Below are 18931 nucleotides of genomic sequence, written 5' to 3'. Positions count from 1 at the left end.
CGGCGTAACAAGGGCTCAGTTTTTTGCCGCTTCCTCGTCGAGTCGGTCGGCTTCGAACAGTTCGGCGAGCTCCTTGCGCGCCTCCAAAGCGTTTTGCTTGACCTTGACTGCGTCGTCGTAAATCAAGTGTTGGGCGTTGAGCACTTTCTCATCGTGGCGTTTGAACCGGCTGATGCGTGCATCGGCCTGGGCCTGGCTCAAACCCAGGCCAACCAGCGTGCGCCGAGTCATCTCCAGGCTCGAATAGAACGTTTCCCTAATGGCCTGAGCGTCCACATCCATAAGGCGATGCACGTGTTGGCGGTTGCGTGCCCGGGCGATGATTTTCATGTGCGGGTAGAGCTTGCGTACCAGTTCGGCGGTTTTGATATTGGCGTCTGGATCGTCGGTCGCGATGACGAAAAACTCAGCCTGATCGACCTTCGCCGCCCGCAGGATTTCCGGGCGCAAAGGGTCGCCGTAAAACACCGGAGCATTGCCGAAGCTGCGCGTGAACTCGATGGTTTCAACCGACGTGTCGAGCGCCACGAACGAGATATTTTGCGCACGCAGAATCCGCGCCACTATCTGCCCCATCCGACCCATGCCTGCGATGACCACGCGCGGGTTGTCGGACTCGATATCGCGGTATTCCTCAGGGACTTCCCTGGCCACCGTTTTACCCTTCAACCACCGCGCCATCGCCAGCAACAGCAAGGGCGTCACGGCCATCGACAAGGTAATGGTCAGCACCAGCAGGTCGTATAGCCGCGCTTCAAACAGCCCTTGATCACGGCCGATCTTGAACACCACAAACGCGAACTCGCCGCCTGCTGCCAACACCAGGCCCAGGCGCAATGCGCTCTGTTTACCGAGGCCTCCGGCCAGCCTGCCGACGATAAACAATAGCGGCAGTTTCAGTGCGATCAGCAACAGCGTCAGGCCGATAACGGTGACGGGGGTGCTGAACAGCAGGCTGATGTTCGCACCCATGCCGACGCTGATAAAAAACAGCCCCAGCAGCAACCCTTTGAACGGCTCGATTTGCGACTCAATCTCATGCCGGTATTCGGAGTCTGCCAGCAGCAGCCCGGCGAGGAACGCGCCCAGCGCCATCGAGACGCCGACCAGATCCATCAGCCATGCTGTGCCGATCACCACCAGCAAGGCGGTGGCGGTGGAGACTTCCTGAAGCTTGGTCCGGGCGACGATGCGGAACACCGGCCGCAGCAGGTAACGGCCGCCAATCACCACGATTGCGATGACGCCCAACACTTGCAAGCCGTGAGTCAAAGAGTTGCCGGAACTGGCGTCGTGACCGGCGCCGGCCAGTAGCGGGACCATCGCGATCAAGGGGATGGCGGCGATGTCCTGGAACAGCAAAATAGCGAACGCCAGACGCCCATGGGGCGCATTGAGTTCCTTGCGTTCGGCCAGGCTTTGCAGGCCGAACGCAGTTGAGGACAACGCAAGCCCCAGGCCCAGCACCACGGCGGTGTTAAGGGGTTGTCCAAACGCGAACAAGGCGGTTGCGCCAATCACCACGCCGGTGACCAGCACTTGCGCCAGGCCTACACCAAACACCGATTTACGCATCACCCACAGACGTTTTGGCGACAACTCCAGGCCAATGATGAACAGCAACAAAACCACACCAAGCTCGGAAATGTGCGCAACGCTTTGCGGGTTGCCGATCAGGCCGAGGACGGCGGGGCCGATGATCACCCCCGCGATCAGGTAACCGATGACCGCGCCCAATTGCAGCCGCTTGGCCAGTGGTACAGCCAGGACGGCGGCGAACAGAAACACGACTGCCGCCTGTAACAGGCTGCCTTCATGGGGCATTGGGAACTCCTCAGCGTTGATGGCGAAACGGTACGGGCTGTAACAAGCGGTATTAAACCACGGCAGACGAACTGATCTGGCGCGGCAAAGCGCTGCATCTCGTTCGCCACGGTGCCAGCCAATGCATAACGGCGTACCATGGGCGCGCATTTGCCCCGGCGGATGATTTCCACGAGATTCCAGGAACCCGAAATGACCAATAAGCAGCGTTTGATTTACTCCATCATCATTGCCCTTTCAGTGCTGGCGATCATGCTGGGCCTGTCGCATCTGCAGAACAGCGGAGTGATCACCGAACAAACTTTCCAGTACATCGCTATTTTCGTGGCGGTCGTGGTGGTAGTGCTCAATGGCATCCTGCGGCGCAAGGTCAAACACTGAGCCTGACGCACCGCGTTACAGATCATGACCTGAACTATTTTTTCCCCTGTGAACTCCAAAATTGCGCAATTAATAACGCCCAAAAAGGGAAATGGAGTTCTGACATGATCAAGAAACTTACTGCTGCCATCCTCGCCACCGCCGCCCTTGCCACTGCTCAGGTCGCCTTGGCCGACAAGCCTGCTGCTGGCTGGATCACGATCGAAAAAGCCATCGAAAAAGCCAAATCCGCCGGCTACACCGAGATCTACAAGATCGAAGCCGATGACCACGGTTACTGGGAAGGCGAAGGTCGCAAGGCCGACAGCCTGACCTACGAGTTCCGCATCGACGGCATGTCGGGCAACGTACTTCGCGATCAGAAAGACTGATTCAGCACTCGGCTGGATCAACGCTACATCCCCGCAACAGCGCGACCGATTCGCGCTGTTGTCGTTTCAGCACCGCTCCCGACAGTCTTCTTTACCGATACCTGCGTTGCCTCTACGCTGGCTCCCTTCATTAAATGTCAGCAGGAAGCAGTGCATGAGCGTGCGGATCGAACTCAGTAACAACCCAACCGAAGAAGAACGCCTGGCAATTCTTGAGCCGCTGAGGGGCTACAACGCGGCGCAGGCAGGCGATGGCCAGTCTGAAAAGCTGGCGCTGTTTGTTCGCGACGAACACGACGACAGCATCATTGGCGGCCTGCATGCACGGGTGCTCTATCGCTGGTTGTTTATTGAGTTACTGGTGGTGCCCGAACAGACGCGAGGGCAGGGCATGGGCACCACGTTGATGAACATGGCTGAAGATCTGGCACGTGAGCGAGGCTGTGTTGGCATCTGGCTCGATACGTTTGATTTTCAAGCGCCTGAGTTCTATCGCAAGCACGGTTACAGCGAGTTTGGGCAGATTCAAGACTACCCACCGGGTCACAAGCGCTTCTTTTTTCAGAAACGCCTGACACCTCAGGAAAAATAGTCAGCGCCTGAAGGTGCCTGGCCAGCCCGTGATTGTTTTGGGCCTGGGCTTGGCGTAGGTCCTGACCTTGGACGTCGACAAGCCCAGGCGTACCAGCGATTCAGCGAGCATCACTGCAGCGGTCACGCCATCCACCACCGGCACTCCGGCGCGCTTGCGAATCTGCTCGTCCAGACCGGCCATACCTCCGCATCCCAGACAGATCACTTCGGCCTTGTCGTCTCTCACCGCCTGTTCGGCCTGGGAGACGATGGCGTCGACGGCACGCTGCGGATCTTGCTCAAGCTCAAGCACCGCCAGACCGCTGGCGCGCACCGAGGCGCAACGTTCAAACAAGCCAGCGAGCTTCAATCGGTCTTCGATCAGCGGCACGGTCCGGTCCAGCGTGGTCACCACCGAATACGCGTGGCCGAGCAGCATCGCCAGACTCGCGCCAGCCTCGGTAATGTCAACCACCGGCACGTCCAGCAGTTCCTGCAAACCCTCTCGGCCATGCTCTCCGTAGCCTGCCTGAATCACTGCGTCGTACGGTTGGTCGTAGGACAGCACGCGGTCCATAACGGCAAGTGCCGCCAGATAGCTTTCGAAATTGCCTTCAATTGAATCGGCGCCAAAATGCGGTGTGAGGCCGACGATTTCTGTGCCTGGCGCCGCCACGGAACGGGCTTGAGCGGCAATGGCTTCGGTGATGGATTCAGTGGTGTTGACGTTGACGACGAGAATGCGCATGCGAGGTCCTTTGGCGGCGATCGGCACGTTGGCGTGAAGAGCCTGCAAAACCTGAGCGATCAGGCCTGCAAGCAGGGCTAGTAATCTTTATCAGAAAACGCCCGGTGAGAAAAAGCGGTCAGCGCGGGATGAAGCGCTGAGCAGACACCAACAATTCCGGCACCTAACACGAGGGTCTGGCAATGCATCGTCAATCCTTGATCGGGCGTTGAGGGAGCCGCAGGTGACGCAGTTTACCCGTTTGCCGCCACGCAGTACTCTCGACCGGATGCTCACGATATGCCGCGACTTCCTGCCTTGACTCCACTTCAAAAAAACCAACCGGAGCTACAGATGTCTTCACCACCCGCCAACGTAGAGCTGCAGACCCTTTCATTCGTCGAACTGACAGCGCTGCTGGAGCAGATTTTCGTGCGTCACGGCACCTCGCCTGAAGTGGCTGCCGTGCTGGCGAACAACTGTGCAAGCGCCGAGCGCGATGGCTCGCACAGTCACGGGATTTTCCGGATCAGGGGCTATTTGTCGTCACTGGCCGCCGGCTGGGTGGACGGGCAGGTTGTACCGAAGGTTGAAGATGTGGGCGCCGCGTTCGTGAGGGTAGATGCAGGTGGCGGGTTCGCCCAGCCCGCACTTGAAGTCGCGAAAGCGCTGCTGATCGCTAAGGCCCGGAGCGCCGGGATCGCGATTCTGGCGATTCGTAATTCGCACCACTTTGCAGCCTTGTGGCCCGATGTCGAACCCTTCGCCGAGCAAGGTCTGGTGGCGTTGAGCGTGGTCAACAGCATGACGTGTGTGGTGCCGCATGATGCGCAGCAGCCATTGTTCGGCACCAACCCCATCGCTTTCGCTGCGCCGCGGGCGGGCGGTCAGCCGATCGTCTTTGACATGGCCACCAGCGCCATCGCGCACGGTGACGTGCAGATCGCCGCGAGGGAAGGGCGCCTTCTGCCGGAGGGCATGGGCGTGGATCGCGCAGGTGAGCCAACCTGCGACCCGAAGGCCATCCTCGACGGCGGAGCGCTGCTGCCATTTGGTGGCTATAAAGGGTCGGCCCTTTCAATGATGGTCGAGTTGCTGGCGGCCGCCTTGACCGGTGGGAATTTCTCGTTCGAATTCGACTGGTCTAAACACCCCGGCGCGCAGACCCCGTGGACCGGTCAATTGATCATCGTCATCGATCCCGACAAAGGCCGTGGGCAGGATTTTGCTGCGCGCAGTGAAGAGCTGGTGAGGCAAATGCATGGGGTGGGGCAGACGCGCATGCCGGGGGACCGACGTTACGCACAGCGCGCTAAATCTTTGGTCAGCGGCATCGGGTTGCCCCGTTTCGATCTGGATCATCTCAGGCAACTGGCAGGCGTCTAGACCACGTGGTAGAGCGTTGAAGACGAAGAAAATGGGCGGGGTTTGGTGGCGTGAGTGTCGTTAACCGCTCGTCAGAAGGCTGCTTGCGTTTGGCCTGCGATCTGAATACTGTATGTTTAACCAGTATTCGTTGAAACGGAGTTGACCCATGCAAACCGCTCAAATCGATAACAGTTTTGAATTCTCCTGCCACCCGCAGGAGCAGACCTTCAGCAGCGTCTGGGGCAACGAGATGCAGCGCGAAGACTTCCTGGCACTCGCTTCAGGCCTGCGGCATTACAGTGCTTCGTTGATGCAGGTCGGGTATATCGACGGGGTCCCAGGCGAATCCGCGGTGGTTGTTGCGCGAGGTGAGTGACCAGCGGACCTGAAATTATCGCGCTTTGGTTCAGAGGTGCAAGATTGAGCAATTGCGGCATGTACCGCAACTCCCCCTCACCAGCGGGGTCATGATTAGACGACAGTGATTGTTAAGGGCATCCGTTTATGAAAGATCTTGGTTCGCGGTTGAAAGAGACCCGTAAAAGCATGGGCCTTTCGCAACAGGATTTTGGTGCGATTGGTGGCGTTGAGGCCAATGCGCAGGGGAAGTACGAAAGTGGCGAGCGCATCCCTCGTTCAGATTATCTGGCGGCACTCAATCAAAAAGGCATTGATGTGCTGTACATCCTCTCCGGTAAAAAAACGCCGATGGATCATGAGTCTTTGAACGATGAGGAACGGCGCATCATTACTCACTATCGTGAGCTGAGTGAGGATGACAAGGAGGCAATTTCACAGTTGGCGACCTCCTTGTCCGAGTGCAAAACCCCGTCTTGAAGCAGCCAGTCGATCAGACTTACATGGCAACGAGCTTGCTTGTGAATATACGGAACATATATGCTTCGTATATTCCACGTGAGGGTTATCCATGGGTCTGGTCAAGATATCCGAACAGATGCACGCCAATATTCGTTCGGTCAGTGCAGCACTTAGCCGTTCTATCAACGCGCAAGCGGAGCACTGGATGCGCATCGGCATGCTTGCCGAGCTTCATCCGGGCTTGAATTACAGCGAAATATGCCAGTTGCTGATCCGGCTCGAAGCCTCGGGCGGCGTGCTTTCCAGCTTGCCCTCCGACGATTTCAATCCTTCCATCATGCAGTCCAGGGCGGTATCTCAATGAGCATCAGTATCAAGAGCGAAGAGGACCTGATCGGGCTGCGCGTTGCAGGGAGACTGGCAGCGCAGGTGCTGGCGATGATCACGCCACACGTCCAGGCCGGCATCAGCACCGAAGCGCTGGATGACATTTGCAATGACTTCATCGTCAATAAGTTGAAAGTGATCCCGGCCAACGTGGGTTATCACGGTTTTACCAAAACCACCTGTATTTCCCCCAACACAGTGGTCTGCCACGGCATCCCTGCGCCGGGCGATATCCTGAAGGATGGCGATATCGTCAATATCGACGTTGCGGTCATCAAGGACGGTTGGTACGGCGACACCAGTCGGATGTACGCGGTGGGCGAGATCAGTCCGCTGGCCAGACGTTTGGTCGACACTACGTATGAGGCGACGCTCGCAGGCATCCACGCTGTGAAACCAGGCGCGACGTTGGGGGACATAGGCAACGCGATTCAGACCGTTGCACACCGCGAAGGCTTTAGCGTGGTTCGGGAATACTGCGGACACGGCATCGGCCGCAAGTATCACGAAGAGCCGCAGATCTTGCACTACGGCGCGGCGGGTAAAGGGTTGCGCCTCAAGCCAGGCATGGTGTTCACCATCGAGCCAATGATCAATGCCGGCAAGCCAGGCACCCATGTGCTGAATGATGGGTGGACTGTCTTGACCCGCGATTCATCGCTGTCTGCGCAGTGGGAGCACATGGTCGCTGTCACGCAGACTGGCTTCGAATTGCTGACACCCTGGCCGGAAGGCACTGGCAATTATCCGGAGGTTCAGAGCGGCGGAAAGCGGACGGAACAGGCATGATGACTAATTAAGTCACAATTGCTGAGGTGACGATTATCCGACATCGCCTGTAGTCTTCTTCTCGTTCCCCTGTAGTGCTGTGGCCTGACCGGCTCATGGATGATCAGACCTGCAGCACTTGGGGAGAACACCAGTTTCGCGGCTGCGCGCTGCAAAGAAAAACCCGGCCTGAGCCGGGTTTTTTTGTGTGGGGTTGAAATCAATGCCTCAAATCAGTGCTCAAGGCTTTTGGCGGCTTCCACACCCGCGGAACTCAACTTGATGGGGTAGTGAAGCGATCGATCATTTTTTCCTGGCTTGTCCACGCTTCCATCATGGATCAGCCCATGCTGCTGCAAGTGTTCGAGGGTATCCGCTACGGCGTGTTCGCCCCGGTAGTTATCCAGCACTTCCTTTCCAAGGCCGGCCGGATGAGCATGAAGCAGGCGGGTGAGAACCTCTTTCTTGAGTGCGTCGTCGATAGTCATATTTACCTCGCTTTGCTGGTTTCATGAGCGCTGCATATAAATTGGGACCACTCGATTTCACATTTGTTTGTTGTTTCTCTCTACCTGTAAGCCGAAGCCCTATGTGCGTTTGCACTGAACCTTGGTGATGCCCAGATCTTCGGCCTGGATAATCGCCAATCTGACGGGGCGCGCCGACACGTTGCCCTCCAGTCCTCCAACGCCGGCGTGCAGCGTGGCGAAGTACAGCGCCTCGCTTTCACTCAAAAAGTTTGCCTGATGGCAGAAGTGCCGGGTTTCGCCGCGAAACTGGTAATGAATTTCAAATTCCTTGTACTCGTTCATTGTCTGCTCCCCGCCCGTGCGCCGTGATAAAGCGCTATGAAATTATGTACAGTCCATTTGTACCGGCAGCATGAACGCGTGGTGCGTCCGGGAAACCACCATTTCATTTCGAGATCGATACAGGCTTGCGAGACTGCTGCGGCCGAATCGTAATACAGATTCTCCGTCTGAAATTCAAAACATCTGCGCGTTTATTCAGTTTCAGACAGGGAAAAAATTACACGCTTTCATAACGTTTTAAACGCTGCTCCGATCAGCGGTAATGTGCCATATCTGATCGGGGGCAGCGGTTTATTCAAACGCATACATCTGCAAATTCTGTACTGTTTTGAGGTGTGTCAGCCGCATGCCTTGAGGTTCACAGGACCGACGAAATCATTACCATGACCCATCACGCAGGCTACTCGCTGATTGCGTTGACGCTCCCAGCCTTCAACCGGATAGGTTTTGTTCCAGGCCTGATAAAGCTGCTCGTCCTGACGCGAAATACGCAGGTTGTACTGCTTGCTCATATAGAAATAAGTGCGTGCGATCATGCCGCGAACAGACGGCCTTGGCATCACTTTTTTTGCCTTGAAATCGACTTGTGTCAGGCAAGAGCCGTATTGACCGGGGTGCTCTGGAAGCCAACCGAAACTGAAGTTATTCCGGTCCCCATTCACTTCCCCGATGCTCGGCACAAGGTTGTGCAAATCGGCTTCGGCACGCTTGTAAACCTGATCATTGCGGGTGCAGTTCTTGCGTCCACCGTTTTGCCAGCACCGACGCTGATGGCCGATTTGCCAGGCGGGCACGATGTGTTCCCACTCTATGCGTTTGGCCCGCGTTGCATTTTTGCGCGGAATGTACCCGCAAGCGGCCAGGTCGACCTTATTGCCGGTGTATTTGCAGCCACAATAGAATTCCGTCGACTGTGGCGCGTAGAGGCCCCATGCGACTTTCTTGGCCTCGCTGAATGTGCGCGGCGCTTCGGCGTGCGCCGCTAGCGATGCGGCCCACAAGACGCTGGCGCAGAGGAGGATCAAACCGTTGAGTCTCATGCGCTCAATCTTCCTTGGGCAGCGTCCAAAACACTTGGATGCCGCCGTCGTCGCGGTAGGCGAGCGTGACGTTGTCGTTCTCGGCGATCTCTCCGAGTAACTGATTCCAGTCGTCCTCTGTCTCGTCGGGCAGGCGGAAGATCAACGCGGATCTGGATTTCTGTGCAGTCGTGGAATTGATGATCTTCTGGATACGAATGCCCAGACGCTCATAAGGGCCGGGAGCCTGGGCTGCGGAGGTGTTTTTTGACACGAAAATGATCCCTTGATTTAGCTGTACATGCGTACAGTATTTGAGTGTGGGAAGTTTCGCAACATTGCTGTAGGACTGAATATCATATGAGCGAATCATTAGCCACCAGCGAGGGCTGACCTGCCGAACCAAATTGCGTCGTGTCGATCTGATTGCGTATCGGCGGATCAGTTCGCCGCATTCTGGAAATAGGAGTCTGCATGAATATCAAACAGTTAGCGCTGCCAGCCGTTCTCGCGTGTTGCGCAATGCTCGCCGGTTGCTCGACCGCTACCGTTGTCACGCTTCAAAACGGCACCCAGTACGTGACCAAGGATGTGCCGAAGACCAAGTCTAAAGATGGCTTCTACGAGTTCGAAGATATTTCCGGGAAAATGGTCAAGGTCCGCGCTGACGAAGTCGCGACGGTCAAGCAGGAGGACTGAAGGTCGTTCGATTGCCGGCCGATCCCTTAAAGGTAAAAGGGGCTGAGTACAGTAAATGTGCCAGCCCCTTTTTCATGCGTGCAAACACGGGTTTGGGCGATGTGAATCAATATTCCCAGAACATGCGTTGCAGCTCTTTGCTGTCGTTGGTTTTGGTCAACCCGACCATGGCCAGGATGCGCGCTTTCTGAGGATTCAGATCGTGCGCAACGACCCAGTCGTATTTGTCATCCGGCTGCTCTGCGTTGCGCAACACGAATCCACCTGCGTTGACGTGAGAGGAGCGAATGATCTGGACACCGTCCTTGCGCAAGGCTTGCAGGCCGGGTACTACTTTGGACGAGACCGAGCCGTTGCCGGTGCCCGCGTGGATGATCGCTTTGGCGCCTGACTGGGCCAGTGCCTTGTAGGCGGTGTCGGTAACATTGCCGTAGGAGTAGGCGATGTCTACCTGTGGCAGGCTGCTGATCTGTTTGATATCGAATTCTGAATTCTGCGTGTGACGTTTCGCAGGCAGGCGGAACCAGTAAGATTTGCCTTCTACCACCATCCCCAGCGCGCCCCACGGACTTTTGAACGCCTCAGTCTTGATGTTGACCATCTTGCTGACATCACGCCCCGACAGGATCTCGTCGTTCATGGTCACCAAAACGCCTTTGCCGCGAGCTTCTTCGCTGCTGGCAACGGCCACTGCATCGTAGAGATTCAGCATGCCATCAGCCGACATGGCCGTGCCGGGGCGCATCGAGCCAACGACCACAATGGGCTTTTCGGTCTTCTCTACCAGATTCAGGAAATACGCGGTTTCTTCAAGCGTATCCGTGCCGTGGGTAATGACGATGCCATCGACGTCAGGGCTGTCCGCCAGTTCAGCGACGCGCTTGCCCAACTGCAACAGGTTTTCGTTGCTGATGCTTTCCGACGCTATCTGCATTACTTGCTCGCCGCGCACGTTAGCCAAGGCGTTCAACTCAGGTACGCCGGCAATCAGTTTATCGACACCGACCTTGGCTGCCTGATAAGTCGCGCTGTTGGCGGTGCTGGCCCCTGCGCCGGCAATGGTGCCTCCGGTGGCGAGAATCACCACATTAGCCAGCCGGGTTTTTTCCGAGGGTGGTTGCACTGCCGTGTCCGCCCAGCTCAGGGCCGGGGTCAGCAGCAGGCACAAGGTGAGTGCACGAGGTACGAAAGCGTTCGGGGCAATGTATTTCGGAGCAGTGTTCTTCGAGGCAGTGTTGTTAGAAGCAGTGTTCAGTGCTGTGCTTTTCATTATTGTTTTATCTCGCGGTTGAATACGGTGCCTTCCTGACACGGTGAAAACCCGGCCTGACCGAACAGGACGGGCAGCACTGAGAGATTGCAGAATCCATACCAAATCCATACAGCCAGCCAGCTACATGATTTTTATAAAAATTATCTGATTCAACATGCTATTTGCTTCACGTTTTTATCCGGGGTTCCGAACATGAAGCCATCAATCTGTTCGGCCCACCGACTCTGGCTTGACGCTGGTCTCTTGGCAGTTGACAAATCGAATGCGCATTCTCATAGTTCCGCTCACGCAAACGTTTGCGCTCGACCCTGCCCAAGGTATGAAGCGCTGACGGTGCCGATAAAATAATCATAATGTCGGAGTGATTCCATGAAGCTGCCTTTCGCTGCTCGTCTTCTTGCTGTTGCCATGCTCACCGCCACCGCGGTTTCCCTGCCCATTTCCTCTGCATTCGCCGACGAAGCCAAAAAGCCCACCGTCGCGCTGGTGATGAAGTCCCTCGCCAACGAGTTCTTCCTGACCATGGAGGACGGCGCCAAGGTCTATCAGAAGGAGCACTCCGCTGATTTCGACCTGATCTCCAACGGCATCAAAAACGAATCCGATACCGCCGCCCAAATTGATATCGTCAACCAGATGATCGTCAAGAAAGTCGACGCACTGGTGATTGCGCCGGCCGACTCAAAAGCTTTGGCCTCCGTTCTCAAAAAAGCGATGGATGCTGGCATCAAGGTCGTCAACATCGACAACCAGCTGGATGTCGATGTGCTTAAAAGCAAAAACATGGAAGTGCCTTTCGTAGGCCCGAACAACCGCAAGGGCGCCAAGCTGGTGGGTGATTACCTGGCCAAGCAACTGACGGCCGGTGATCAGGTCGGCATCATCGAAGGTGTTTCGACCACCACCAATGCCCAGCAGCGCACCGCCGGCTTCAAAGATGCAATGGACGGCGCGCAGATGAAGATCGTCTCCACCCAATCCGGTAACTGGGAAATCGACAAAGGTAACGCTGTTGCCTCGGCCATGCTCAACGAGTACCCGAACCTGAAAGCATTGCTGGCTGGTAACGACAGCATGGCGTTGGGCGCGGTGTCGGCGGTGCGTGCCGCAGGCAAGGCGGGCAAAGTACAAGTGGTCGGCTACGACAACATCAACGCCATCAAGCCAATGCTCAAAGACGGTCGGATTCTGGCGACAGCGGACCAGTTCGCAGCGCGCCAGGCGGTGTTCGGTATCGACACGGCACTGAAGATGATCAAGGGCGAAAAACTCGACATCAAAGACGGCGTGATCGAGACGCCGGTCGAGTTGGTCACCAAGCCGTAACACACCCCTCAGGCTTCGCCTCACACACCCAAACCGATACAGCGCCAGCCTTTTTCCAGGGCTGGCGCGTGGAGAGCGTTATGTCAGCGTCTGCTCAGGCCGCTGTTCTATCTGTCAGCGGCATCGGCAAAACCTACGCCCAACCCGTGCTCGGCGACATCGACCTGACGCTGATGCGTGGTGAAGTGTTGGCCTTGACCGGTGAAAATGGCGCGGGCAAAAGCACCTTGTCCAAAATCATTGGCGGGCTGGTCACACCGACCACCGGCCAGATGCAATTTCAGGGGCAGCCTTATGAGCCCGCCAGCCGTGCCCAAGCCGAAATGCTGGGTGTGCGCATGGTCATGCAAGAACTCAATCTGCTGCCAACTTTGTCGGTGGCGGAAAACCTGTTTCTGGACAATCTTCCCAGTCGCGGTGGCTGGATCAACCGCAAGCGGTTGCGCGAAGACGCGATCAAGGCGATGGCCCAAGTCGGACTGGATGCGATTGATCCGGACACGCTGGTCAGCGAGCTGGGGATCGGTCATCAGCAGATGGTCGAGATTGCGCGCAACCTGATCGGCGATTGCCACGTGCTGATCCTCGATGAGCCAACGGCCATGCTCACGGCGCGGGAAGTGGAGATGCTGTTCGAGCAAATTTCCCGTCTTCAGGCCCGTGGCGTGTCGATCATTTACATCTCCCACCGTCTTGAAGAACTCGCCCGTGTCGCCCAGCGCATTGCGGTCCTGCGCGATGGCAAGCTGGTCTGCGTGGATGCAATGGCCAACTACAACAGCGAGCAACTGGTGACCTTGATGGTCGGCCGCGAGCTGGGCGAAAAGATCGACTTGGGCGAGCGCCGGATTGGCGACGTGGCCTTGTCAGTGAAAGGCCTGTCCCGCTCGGACAAAGTCCTCAATGTGTCTTTTGACGTTCGAGCGGGCGAGATTTTCGGGATTTCAGGCTTGATCGGCGCCGGTCGTACCGAACTGATGCGCCTGATCTACGGGGCCGATATCGCCGACAGCGGGACCATTGAAGTGGGCACGCCGCTGCGTGCAGTCAGTATTCGGTCACCTGTAGATGCGGTCGGTCATGGCATCGCGCTGATCACCGAAGACCGCAAAGGCGAGGGCCTGCTGCTGCCGCAATCGATCAGCGCCAACATCGCGCTGGGCAATATGCAGGCGATTTCCAACGCTGGCGTGGTGGATGGCAACGCCGAGATGAGCCTGGCCAGACGTCAGGTCGATGCCATGCGGATTCGCAGTTCGAGCCCGACGCAATTGGTGTCTGAATTGTCAGGCGGCAATCAGCAGAAGGTGGTGATCGGCCGCTGGCTGGAGCGCGATTGCCAAGTGATGTTGTTCGACGAGCCCACTCGGGGCATCGATGTCGGCGCCAAGTTCGACATTTACACGTTGCTGGGTGAGCTGACGCGCCAGGGCAGGGCCTTGGTGGTCGTCTCCAGTGACCTGCGCGAACTCATGCTTATCTGCGACCGGATTGGCGTGCTGTCCGCCGGTCGTCTGATCGACACCTTCGAGCGCGACAGCTGGACCCAGGACGAACTGCTTGCTGCCGCGTTTGCCGGCTACCAAAAACGTGATGCGCTGCTCTCTGATGCCGCGCCCAGGATTGACTGATGAAAACCACTGCTAACAGTGCAGCGCTGCCTTCTCCGGGCAAGCGCAGCGGTAACTATTTCGGCCTCGGCACCTACCTCGGTCTGGCGGGCGCTTTGCTGGCAATGATCGTGCTGTTCTCGTTGCTCAGCGATCACTTCCTGTCTTATGAGACGTTCAGCACGCTGGCCAACCAGATCCCCGATCTGATGGTACTGGCGGTGGGCATGACCTTCATTCTGATCATCGGCGGCATCGACCTTTCCGTGGGTTCGGTGCTGGCGCTGGCAGCGTCCGCGGTCAGCGTGGCGATGCTCGGTTGGGGCTGGGGCGTTTTGCCCTCCGCGTTGCTGGGCATGGCGTGCGCAACGGTGGCGGGGACAATCACCGGTTCGATCACCGTGGCCTGGCGCATCCCCTCGTTCATCGTCTCGCTTGGGGTTCTGGAAATGGCCCGTGGCGTGGCCTACCAACTGACCAACTCGCGCACCGCATACATCGGCGACTCCTACGCCTGGCTGTCGAACCCTTTCGCTTTTGGCATCTCGCCCTCGTTCGTGATTGCATTGATCGTGATCTTCGTGGCGCAAGCGGTGCTCACGCGCACGGTGTTTGGTCGTTACCTGATCGGCATTGGCACCAATGAAGAGGCCGTGCGTCTGGCAGGTATCAATCCAAAACCCTACAAGATCCTGGTGTTTTCGCTCATGGGCTTGCTGGCAGGCGTGGCAGCGCTATTCCAGATTTCGCGCCTTGAAGCGGCCGACCCCAACGCAGGTTCCGGCCTGGAGTTGCAGGTCATCGCGGCGGTCGTGATTGGCGGCACCAGCCTGATGGGCGGCCGTGGGTCGGTCATTAGCACCTTCTTCGGCGTACTGATTATCTCGGTGCTGGCTGCGGGCCTTGCGCAAATCGGCGCGACCGAACCCACCAAGCGCATCATCACCGGTGCGGTGATCGTGGTGGCCGTGGTGCTCGACACCTACCGCAGCCATCGCGCTAAACGGCGCGGCTGATATGGCAACGATCAAGGACGTGGCGGCGCTCGCCGGGATTTCCTACACAACCGTTTCGCACGTGTTGAACAGGACCCGGCCAGTCAGCGACGAAGTGCGGATCAAGGTCGAGGCCGCCATCGCGCAACTCGACTACGTGCCCAGCGCGGTGGCTCGCTCGCTGAAAGCCAAGGCCACACTGACCATCGGTCTGTTGATCCCCAACGGCATCAATCCGTACTTCGCCGAACTGGCCCGTGGCATCGAGGATCACTGCGAGCGCAACGGTTTCTGCGTGATCCTTTGCAACTCCGATGACGATCCGGACAAGCAGCGCAGCTACTTGCGCGTGTTGCTGGAAAAGCGTGTGGACGGCTTGATAGTGTCCTCGGTCGGGGGCGACAGCGGGCTGATTGATGGTCTTGATTCAGTGCGCACGCCCATGGTCATCGTCGACCGCGACCTGGAACACCTCAACGCTGATCTGGTGCGCATCGATCACGAACTTGGCGCTTACCTGGCGGCCTCGCATTTGCTGACGCTGGGGCACCGGCATATCGCCTGTATCTGTGGCCCGGCGCAGACCAGCGTGGCGCGCATGCGGCTGGCCGGCTACCACCGGGCGATGCAGGAAGCGGGTGTCAGTGTGCCTGCTTCATGGGTGCTCGAAAGTGATTTCACCAGCCCCAGCGGCTACAGTGCGGCGGTCAGTTTGCTGGAGCATGATTGCCCATCAGCGATTTTTGCAGCCAATGACATGGTAGGTTTTGGTGTGCTGCGCGCTGCGGCTGAGCGCAATATCCGTGTGCCCGGTGACCTCTCGGTCATTGGTTTCGACGACATCCAGATGAGCCGCTATGTTTACCCCGCGCTGACCACGGTCGGTCAGTCGATTCTGCAGTTGGGCGAGCGTGCCGCGCAGGTGCTGCTCAAGCGGATTGCAGTGCCGACCACGCGAGTGGAGCAATTGATCGTGGCGCCAAGCATTGTGTTGCGTGAATCCACTGCGCCGCCCACCAATGCATTCACCGAATTCCGTTGAACCGGACGGCTGCGGCCGGATTGAAGAGTACAAACGTCATGCAAGCAAAAGTAGTGATAGTGGGCAGTCTCAACATGGACCTGGTTACGCGGGCGCCACGCCTGCCACGCGGTGGCGAAACCCTGGCGGGACATTCATTTGTGACAGTGCCGGGCGGGAAGGGCGCCAACCAGGCGGTTGCGGCAGCGCGCCTCGGGGCGAGCGTCGCGATGATTGGCTGCGTTGGCGATGACGCTTATGGCGATCAGCTGCGTGCGGCTTTGGTAGCTGAGGGGATCGATTGCACGGCAGTCACTGCCGTGCCCGGTGAGTCATCTGGCGTTGCGCTGATCGTGGTCGATGACAACAGTCAGAATGCGATTGTGATCGTAGCGGGTGGCAACGGGCATGTTTCGGCCGAGGTCGTGGACCGATTCGACACACTGCTCAGTCAGGCTGAAGTGATCATTTGCCAGCTGGAAATCCCGATGGCTACCGTAGGTCATGTGCTCAAGCGCGGGCGTGAGCTGGGCAAGATCGTCATCCTCAACCCGGCCCCCGCCAGCGAGCCATTGCCAGCCGACTGGTACGCACTGATTGACTACCTCATCCCGAATGAAAGCGAAGCAAGCCTGTTGACCGGTTTGCCCGTGGACTCGGTAGCCACAGCCGATTCGGCGGCAACGGCGCTGCTGGCCTCTGGCGCTTCCAAAGTGATTATTACGTTGGGCCCTCAGGGGTCGCTGCTTGCGACGTCTTCGCGCTCGCAACATTTCGCGGCACCCAAGGTTCAGGCGCTGGACACCACGGCAGCGGGTGACACGTTCGTTGGTGGGTTTGCCGCCGCATTGGCAGAAGGCAAGAGCGAGTCCGAGGCGATCCAGTTCGGCCAGATTGCCGCCGCGCTGTCAGTCACCCGCGCCGGTGCCCAGCCATCCATTCCAACGTTCGATGAAGTACAGGGATTCAAGCCATGAAAAAAACACCGCTTCTCAATATCGCGTTGTCGCGTGTTGTGGCCTCTCTGGGGCATGGCGATGTGCTGATGATCGTCGATGCAGGCATGCCGGTACCGCCTGGTGTCGAGCTGATCGATTTGGCGCTGACCCACGGTGTGCCGGATTTCGTCAGTGTGCTGAATACAGTGCTGACTGAAATGCAGGTCGAGCACCATGTTATCGCCGAAGAAATGCTCACCCGACAGCCTCCGGCGCTTGCCACTGTCGATAGCCTGAACTCAGCCGGTGCGCTGGGTGAGCAAAGGGTGGTCACTCACGAGGCACTCAAAACGCTAAGCCGCAGCGCTCGTGCCATCGTGCGGACCGGCGAGTGCCAGCCTTACACCAATATTGCACTGGTCGCGGGCGTGGTGTTCTGACGTTCAGCGTTCTGACGTCCAGGCCTTTTTTATTCTTACCTTGGAACAGGGAGTTTCCGATGCTTAACGTTCATCTTCATCTGACCCGTCTGCTCAGGAGTGTGCTGTTTTTGACCGTGCTCAGTGCCACTGCCGCTCAGGCAGCCGAAAAACGCGACCTTATCATCGACACTGATCCTGGGGCTGACGATGTCGTGGCGCTGCTGCTGGCGCTCGCATCACCCGAAGAGTTGAACGTGATGGCGATCACCACCGTGGCAGGTAATGTGCGGGTGGACAAAACCTCGCGCAACGCACGGCTGGCTCGCGAGTGGGCAGGACGTGAAGATGTCCCTGTTTATGCAGGCGCCGGCAAACCGCTGGTGCGCACCCCGATCTATGCCGAGAACATCCATGGCAAAGAAGGGTTGCCGGGGGTTGAGGTGCATGAGCCCAAACAGGGACTGGCCCAAGGCAGCGCGGTGCAGTATCTGGTCGATACATTGAGCAAAGCCAAGCCACACAGCATCACGGTGGCAATGCTTGGTCCGCAAACCAACCTTGCCCTGGCACTGATTCAAGCGCCAGAGATCACGCAGGGCATCAAGGAAGTGGTCGTGATGGGCGGCGCCCATTTCAATGGCGGCAATATCACACCGGTCGCAGAATTCAATATTTTCGCCGACCCTGACGCTGCCAAGGTCGTGCTGGCCAGCGGCGTCAAGCTTACCTACGTGCCGCTGGACGTGACCCACAAGATCCTGACCAGCGATCAGCGACTCAAGCAGATAGAGGCACTGAATAACCAGGCGGGCAAGCTGGTCGGCGCGATTCTCAACGAATACGTCAAGGCAGATATGGTCCATTACGGCCTGTCCGGCGGCCCTGTTCATGACGCGAGCGTCATTGCGTGGCTGCTCAAGCCCGATTTGTTCAGCGGCAAGCCGGTGAATCTGGCGATTGATAATCGCGAAGGGCTAGGGCAGGGCCAGACAATTGCGGACTGGTACGACACGCTGGCCCAGCCCAAGAATGTCTACTGGGTAGAAAGCGGCGATGCTCAAGGGTTTTTCGACCTGCTGACCGAGCGCCTCGCGCGACTCAAGTGAACGCTGCTCAGGCCTCGGTCGACACTTCGGTCGAGTAACGCAGGAACACCTGGTTCATGAAGGTCTGGGCGCCTCGGGTGCCCAGCTCTTTAACCAGCAAGTCAATCGCAATGATTGCCAGCTCCTCAGCGCTTCCCGGGCTGTGCGCGCAATGTCCCTGTGGCCATTTGGCCTTGATATCAGCATCGATCGATACGACTGACATGGTCTCTCGTCTCTCTTTGGTCTTCCTGGGATAAGCAAGTGCCAGCGGCCGGGTACCGTGCTTGAGCGGCTGCGTCACGCGCGCAGTAGAACATTTCGGTCGCGATTGCGCACTGCTACTTAGGCATGAATCTGGCGCGGCATGCTTCTGATGTGAGATGCGAGCCATGACTCAGGCATGAGCGCCCACGCCTGAAAAACCTTTTGTGACGATTTGAATGCCCTTAAAACGCATTGCTTGGGCAGACTCACTCGCCTGTCACCCGCTCAGAGGGGTGTTCGGACTGG

At 57.8% G+C, this 18931-nt stretch carries 24 protein-coding genes; 16 read left to right on the top strand and 8 right to left on the bottom strand.

Annotated features, from left to right (window positions below; genetic code table 11):
• Positions 1 to 15 precede the first annotated feature (15 nt).
• Positions 16 to 1824 carry a monovalent cation:proton antiporter-2 (CPA2) family protein gene (locus tag OYW20_RS15110; RefSeq protein ID WP_268796764.1) on the bottom strand — a complete coding sequence of 603 codons (1809 nt, stop codon included), beginning with the start codon at positions 1822 to 1824 and terminating at the stop codon, positions 16 to 18.
• A gap of 192 nt (positions 1825 to 2016) precedes the next feature.
• On the opposite strand from OYW20_RS15110, the gene OYW20_RS15105 reads away from it, so the two are divergent.
• The 3 genes from OYW20_RS15105 to OYW20_RS15095 all read left to right on the top strand — a co-directional run bounded on the left by OYW20_RS15105 (position 2017) and on the right by OYW20_RS15095 (position 3168).
• Positions 2017 to 2205 (top strand): hypothetical protein, encoded by a 189-nt coding sequence (locus OYW20_RS15105; protein WP_268796763.1) that lies wholly within the window; start codon positions 2017 to 2019, stop codon positions 2203 to 2205.
• A gap of 104 nt (positions 2206 to 2309) precedes the next feature.
• Positions 2310 to 2576 (top strand): PepSY domain-containing protein, encoded by a 267-nt coding sequence (locus OYW20_RS15100; RefSeq protein WP_268796762.1) that lies wholly within the window; start codon positions 2310 to 2312, stop codon positions 2574 to 2576.
• A 154-nt stretch (positions 2577 to 2730) separates the two neighbouring features.
• Entirely contained in the window at positions 2731 to 3168 is a 438-nt protein-coding gene (locus OYW20_RS15095) for a GNAT family N-acetyltransferase (RefSeq protein ID WP_268796761.1), read from the top strand.
• Here OYW20_RS15095 and OYW20_RS15090 read toward each other — a convergent pair whose 3' ends face one another.
• Positions 3169 to 3897, bottom strand: coding sequence for an aspartate/glutamate racemase family protein (locus OYW20_RS15090; RefSeq protein ID WP_268796760.1), 729 nt, complete (start codon positions 3895 to 3897; stop codon positions 3169 to 3171).
• Between the two features lie 333 nt (positions 3898 to 4230).
• On the opposite strand from OYW20_RS15090, the gene OYW20_RS15085 reads away from it, so the two are divergent.
• The 5 genes from OYW20_RS15085 to map all read left to right on the top strand — a co-directional run bounded on the left by OYW20_RS15085 (position 4231) and on the right by map (position 7239).
• A complete protein-coding gene (locus OYW20_RS15085; protein ID WP_268796759.1) occupies positions 4231 to 5262 on the top strand; it encodes an Ldh family oxidoreductase in 1032 nt (343 codons plus the stop codon).
• Between the two features lie 148 nt (positions 5263 to 5410).
• A complete protein-coding gene (locus OYW20_RS15080) occupies positions 5411 to 5620 on the top strand; it encodes a hypothetical protein (RefSeq protein ID WP_268796758.1) in 210 nt (69 codons plus the stop codon).
• A 128-nt stretch (positions 5621 to 5748) separates the two neighbouring features.
• Positions 5749 to 6081, top strand: a complete 333-nt coding sequence (locus OYW20_RS15075; RefSeq protein WP_268796757.1) for a helix-turn-helix domain-containing protein — start codon at positions 5749 to 5751, stop codon at positions 6079 to 6081.
• Positions 6082 to 6172: 91 nt separating this feature from the next.
• Positions 6173 to 6427 (top strand): ParD-like family protein, encoded by a 255-nt coding sequence (locus tag OYW20_RS15070; RefSeq protein ID WP_268796756.1) that lies wholly within the window; start codon positions 6173 to 6175, stop codon positions 6425 to 6427.
• Positions 6418 to 7239 (top strand): type I methionyl aminopeptidase, encoded by an 822-nt coding sequence (gene map, locus OYW20_RS15065; protein WP_268801147.1) that lies wholly within the window; start codon positions 6418 to 6420, stop codon positions 7237 to 7239. The genes OYW20_RS15070 and map overlap by 10 nt, the downstream gene beginning before the upstream one ends.
• Positions 7240 to 7451: 212 nt before the next feature.
• Here the strand turns inward: map and OYW20_RS15060 are convergent, their stop codons facing one another.
• The 4 genes from OYW20_RS15060 to OYW20_RS15045 all read right to left on the bottom strand — a co-directional run bounded on the left by OYW20_RS15060 (position 7452) and on the right by OYW20_RS15045 (position 9323).
• On the bottom strand, positions 7452 to 7706 hold the full coding sequence (locus tag OYW20_RS15060) for a hypothetical protein (RefSeq protein ID WP_268796755.1): 255 nt from the start codon (positions 7704 to 7706) through the stop codon (positions 7452 to 7454).
• 99 nt (positions 7707 to 7805) lie between these two features.
• Entirely contained in the window at positions 7806 to 8030 is a 225-nt protein-coding gene (locus tag OYW20_RS15055; protein WP_268796754.1) for a DUF6555 family protein, read from the bottom strand.
• A 338-nt stretch (positions 8031 to 8368) separates the two neighbouring features.
• Complete coding sequence (locus tag OYW20_RS15050; RefSeq protein WP_268796753.1) at positions 8369 to 9070, bottom strand: endonuclease I family protein; 702 nt, start codon at positions 9068 to 9070, stop codon at positions 8369 to 8371.
• 4 nt (positions 9071 to 9074) lie between these two features.
• Positions 9075 to 9323, bottom strand: a complete 249-nt coding sequence (locus OYW20_RS15045; RefSeq protein ID WP_268796752.1) for a DUF1654 domain-containing protein — start codon at positions 9321 to 9323, stop codon at positions 9075 to 9077.
• Between the two features lie 200 nt (positions 9324 to 9523).
• On the opposite strand from OYW20_RS15045, the gene OYW20_RS15040 reads away from it, so the two are divergent.
• On the top strand, positions 9524 to 9748 hold the full coding sequence (locus OYW20_RS15040; RefSeq protein ID WP_268796751.1) for a YgdI/YgdR family lipoprotein: 225 nt from the start codon (positions 9524 to 9526) through the stop codon (positions 9746 to 9748).
• A 106-nt stretch (positions 9749 to 9854) separates the two neighbouring features.
• Here the strand turns inward: OYW20_RS15040 and OYW20_RS15035 are convergent, their stop codons facing one another.
• Complete coding sequence (locus OYW20_RS15035; RefSeq protein WP_268796750.1) at positions 9855 to 11018, bottom strand: asparaginase; 1164 nt, start codon at positions 11016 to 11018, stop codon at positions 9855 to 9857.
• A gap of 372 nt (positions 11019 to 11390) precedes the next feature.
• Between OYW20_RS15035 and OYW20_RS15030 the strand changes: the two genes are divergently transcribed.
• From OYW20_RS15030 to OYW20_RS15000, 7 genes are all read left to right on the top strand, one after another.
• A complete protein-coding gene (locus tag OYW20_RS15030) occupies positions 11391 to 12347 on the top strand; it encodes a sugar ABC transporter substrate-binding protein (RefSeq protein ID WP_268796749.1) in 957 nt (318 codons plus the stop codon).
• Positions 12348 to 12427: 80 nt separating this feature from the next.
• Complete coding sequence (locus tag OYW20_RS15025) at positions 12428 to 13978, top strand: sugar ABC transporter ATP-binding protein (RefSeq protein WP_268796748.1); 1551 nt, start codon at positions 12428 to 12430, stop codon at positions 13976 to 13978.
• A complete protein-coding gene (locus OYW20_RS15020) occupies positions 13978 to 14973 on the top strand; it encodes an ABC transporter permease (RefSeq protein WP_408005411.1) in 996 nt (331 codons plus the stop codon). Before OYW20_RS15025 ends, OYW20_RS15020 begins: the two co-directional genes overlap by 1 nt.
• A 1-nt stretch (position 14974) precedes the next feature.
• Positions 14975 to 15994: a LacI family DNA-binding transcriptional regulator gene (locus OYW20_RS15015; RefSeq protein ID WP_268796747.1), complete on the top strand. Its 1020-nt coding sequence runs from the start codon at positions 14975 to 14977 to the stop codon at positions 15992 to 15994.
• Between the two features lie 38 nt (positions 15995 to 16032).
• Complete coding sequence (gene rbsK, locus OYW20_RS15010) at positions 16033 to 16950, top strand: ribokinase (RefSeq protein ID WP_268796746.1); 918 nt, start codon at positions 16033 to 16035, stop codon at positions 16948 to 16950.
• Entirely contained in the window at positions 16947 to 17351 is a 405-nt protein-coding gene (gene rbsD, locus OYW20_RS15005) for a D-ribose pyranase (protein ID WP_268796745.1), read from the top strand. Before rbsK ends, rbsD begins: the two co-directional genes overlap by 4 nt.
• Positions 17352 to 17410: 59 nt before the next feature.
• Positions 17411 to 18439, top strand: coding sequence for a nucleoside hydrolase (locus OYW20_RS15000; RefSeq protein WP_268796744.1), 1029 nt, complete (start codon positions 17411 to 17413; stop codon positions 18437 to 18439).
• Between the two features lie 7 nt (positions 18440 to 18446).
• On the opposite strand, the gene OYW20_RS14995 is transcribed toward OYW20_RS15000, so the two are convergent.
• Complete coding sequence (locus OYW20_RS14995) at positions 18447 to 18644, bottom strand: hypothetical protein (RefSeq protein ID WP_268796743.1); 198 nt, start codon at positions 18642 to 18644, stop codon at positions 18447 to 18449.
• Positions 18645 to 18931 lie beyond the last annotated feature (287 nt).

The sequence above is a fragment of the Pseudomonas sp. BSw22131 genome (assembly GCF_026810445.1).
Taxonomy (GTDB): Bacteria; Pseudomonadota; Gammaproteobacteria; order Pseudomonadales; family Pseudomonadaceae; genus Aquipseudomonas; species Aquipseudomonas huanghezhanensis.
This window is presented reverse-complemented; position numbering and strand designations above follow the sequence as displayed.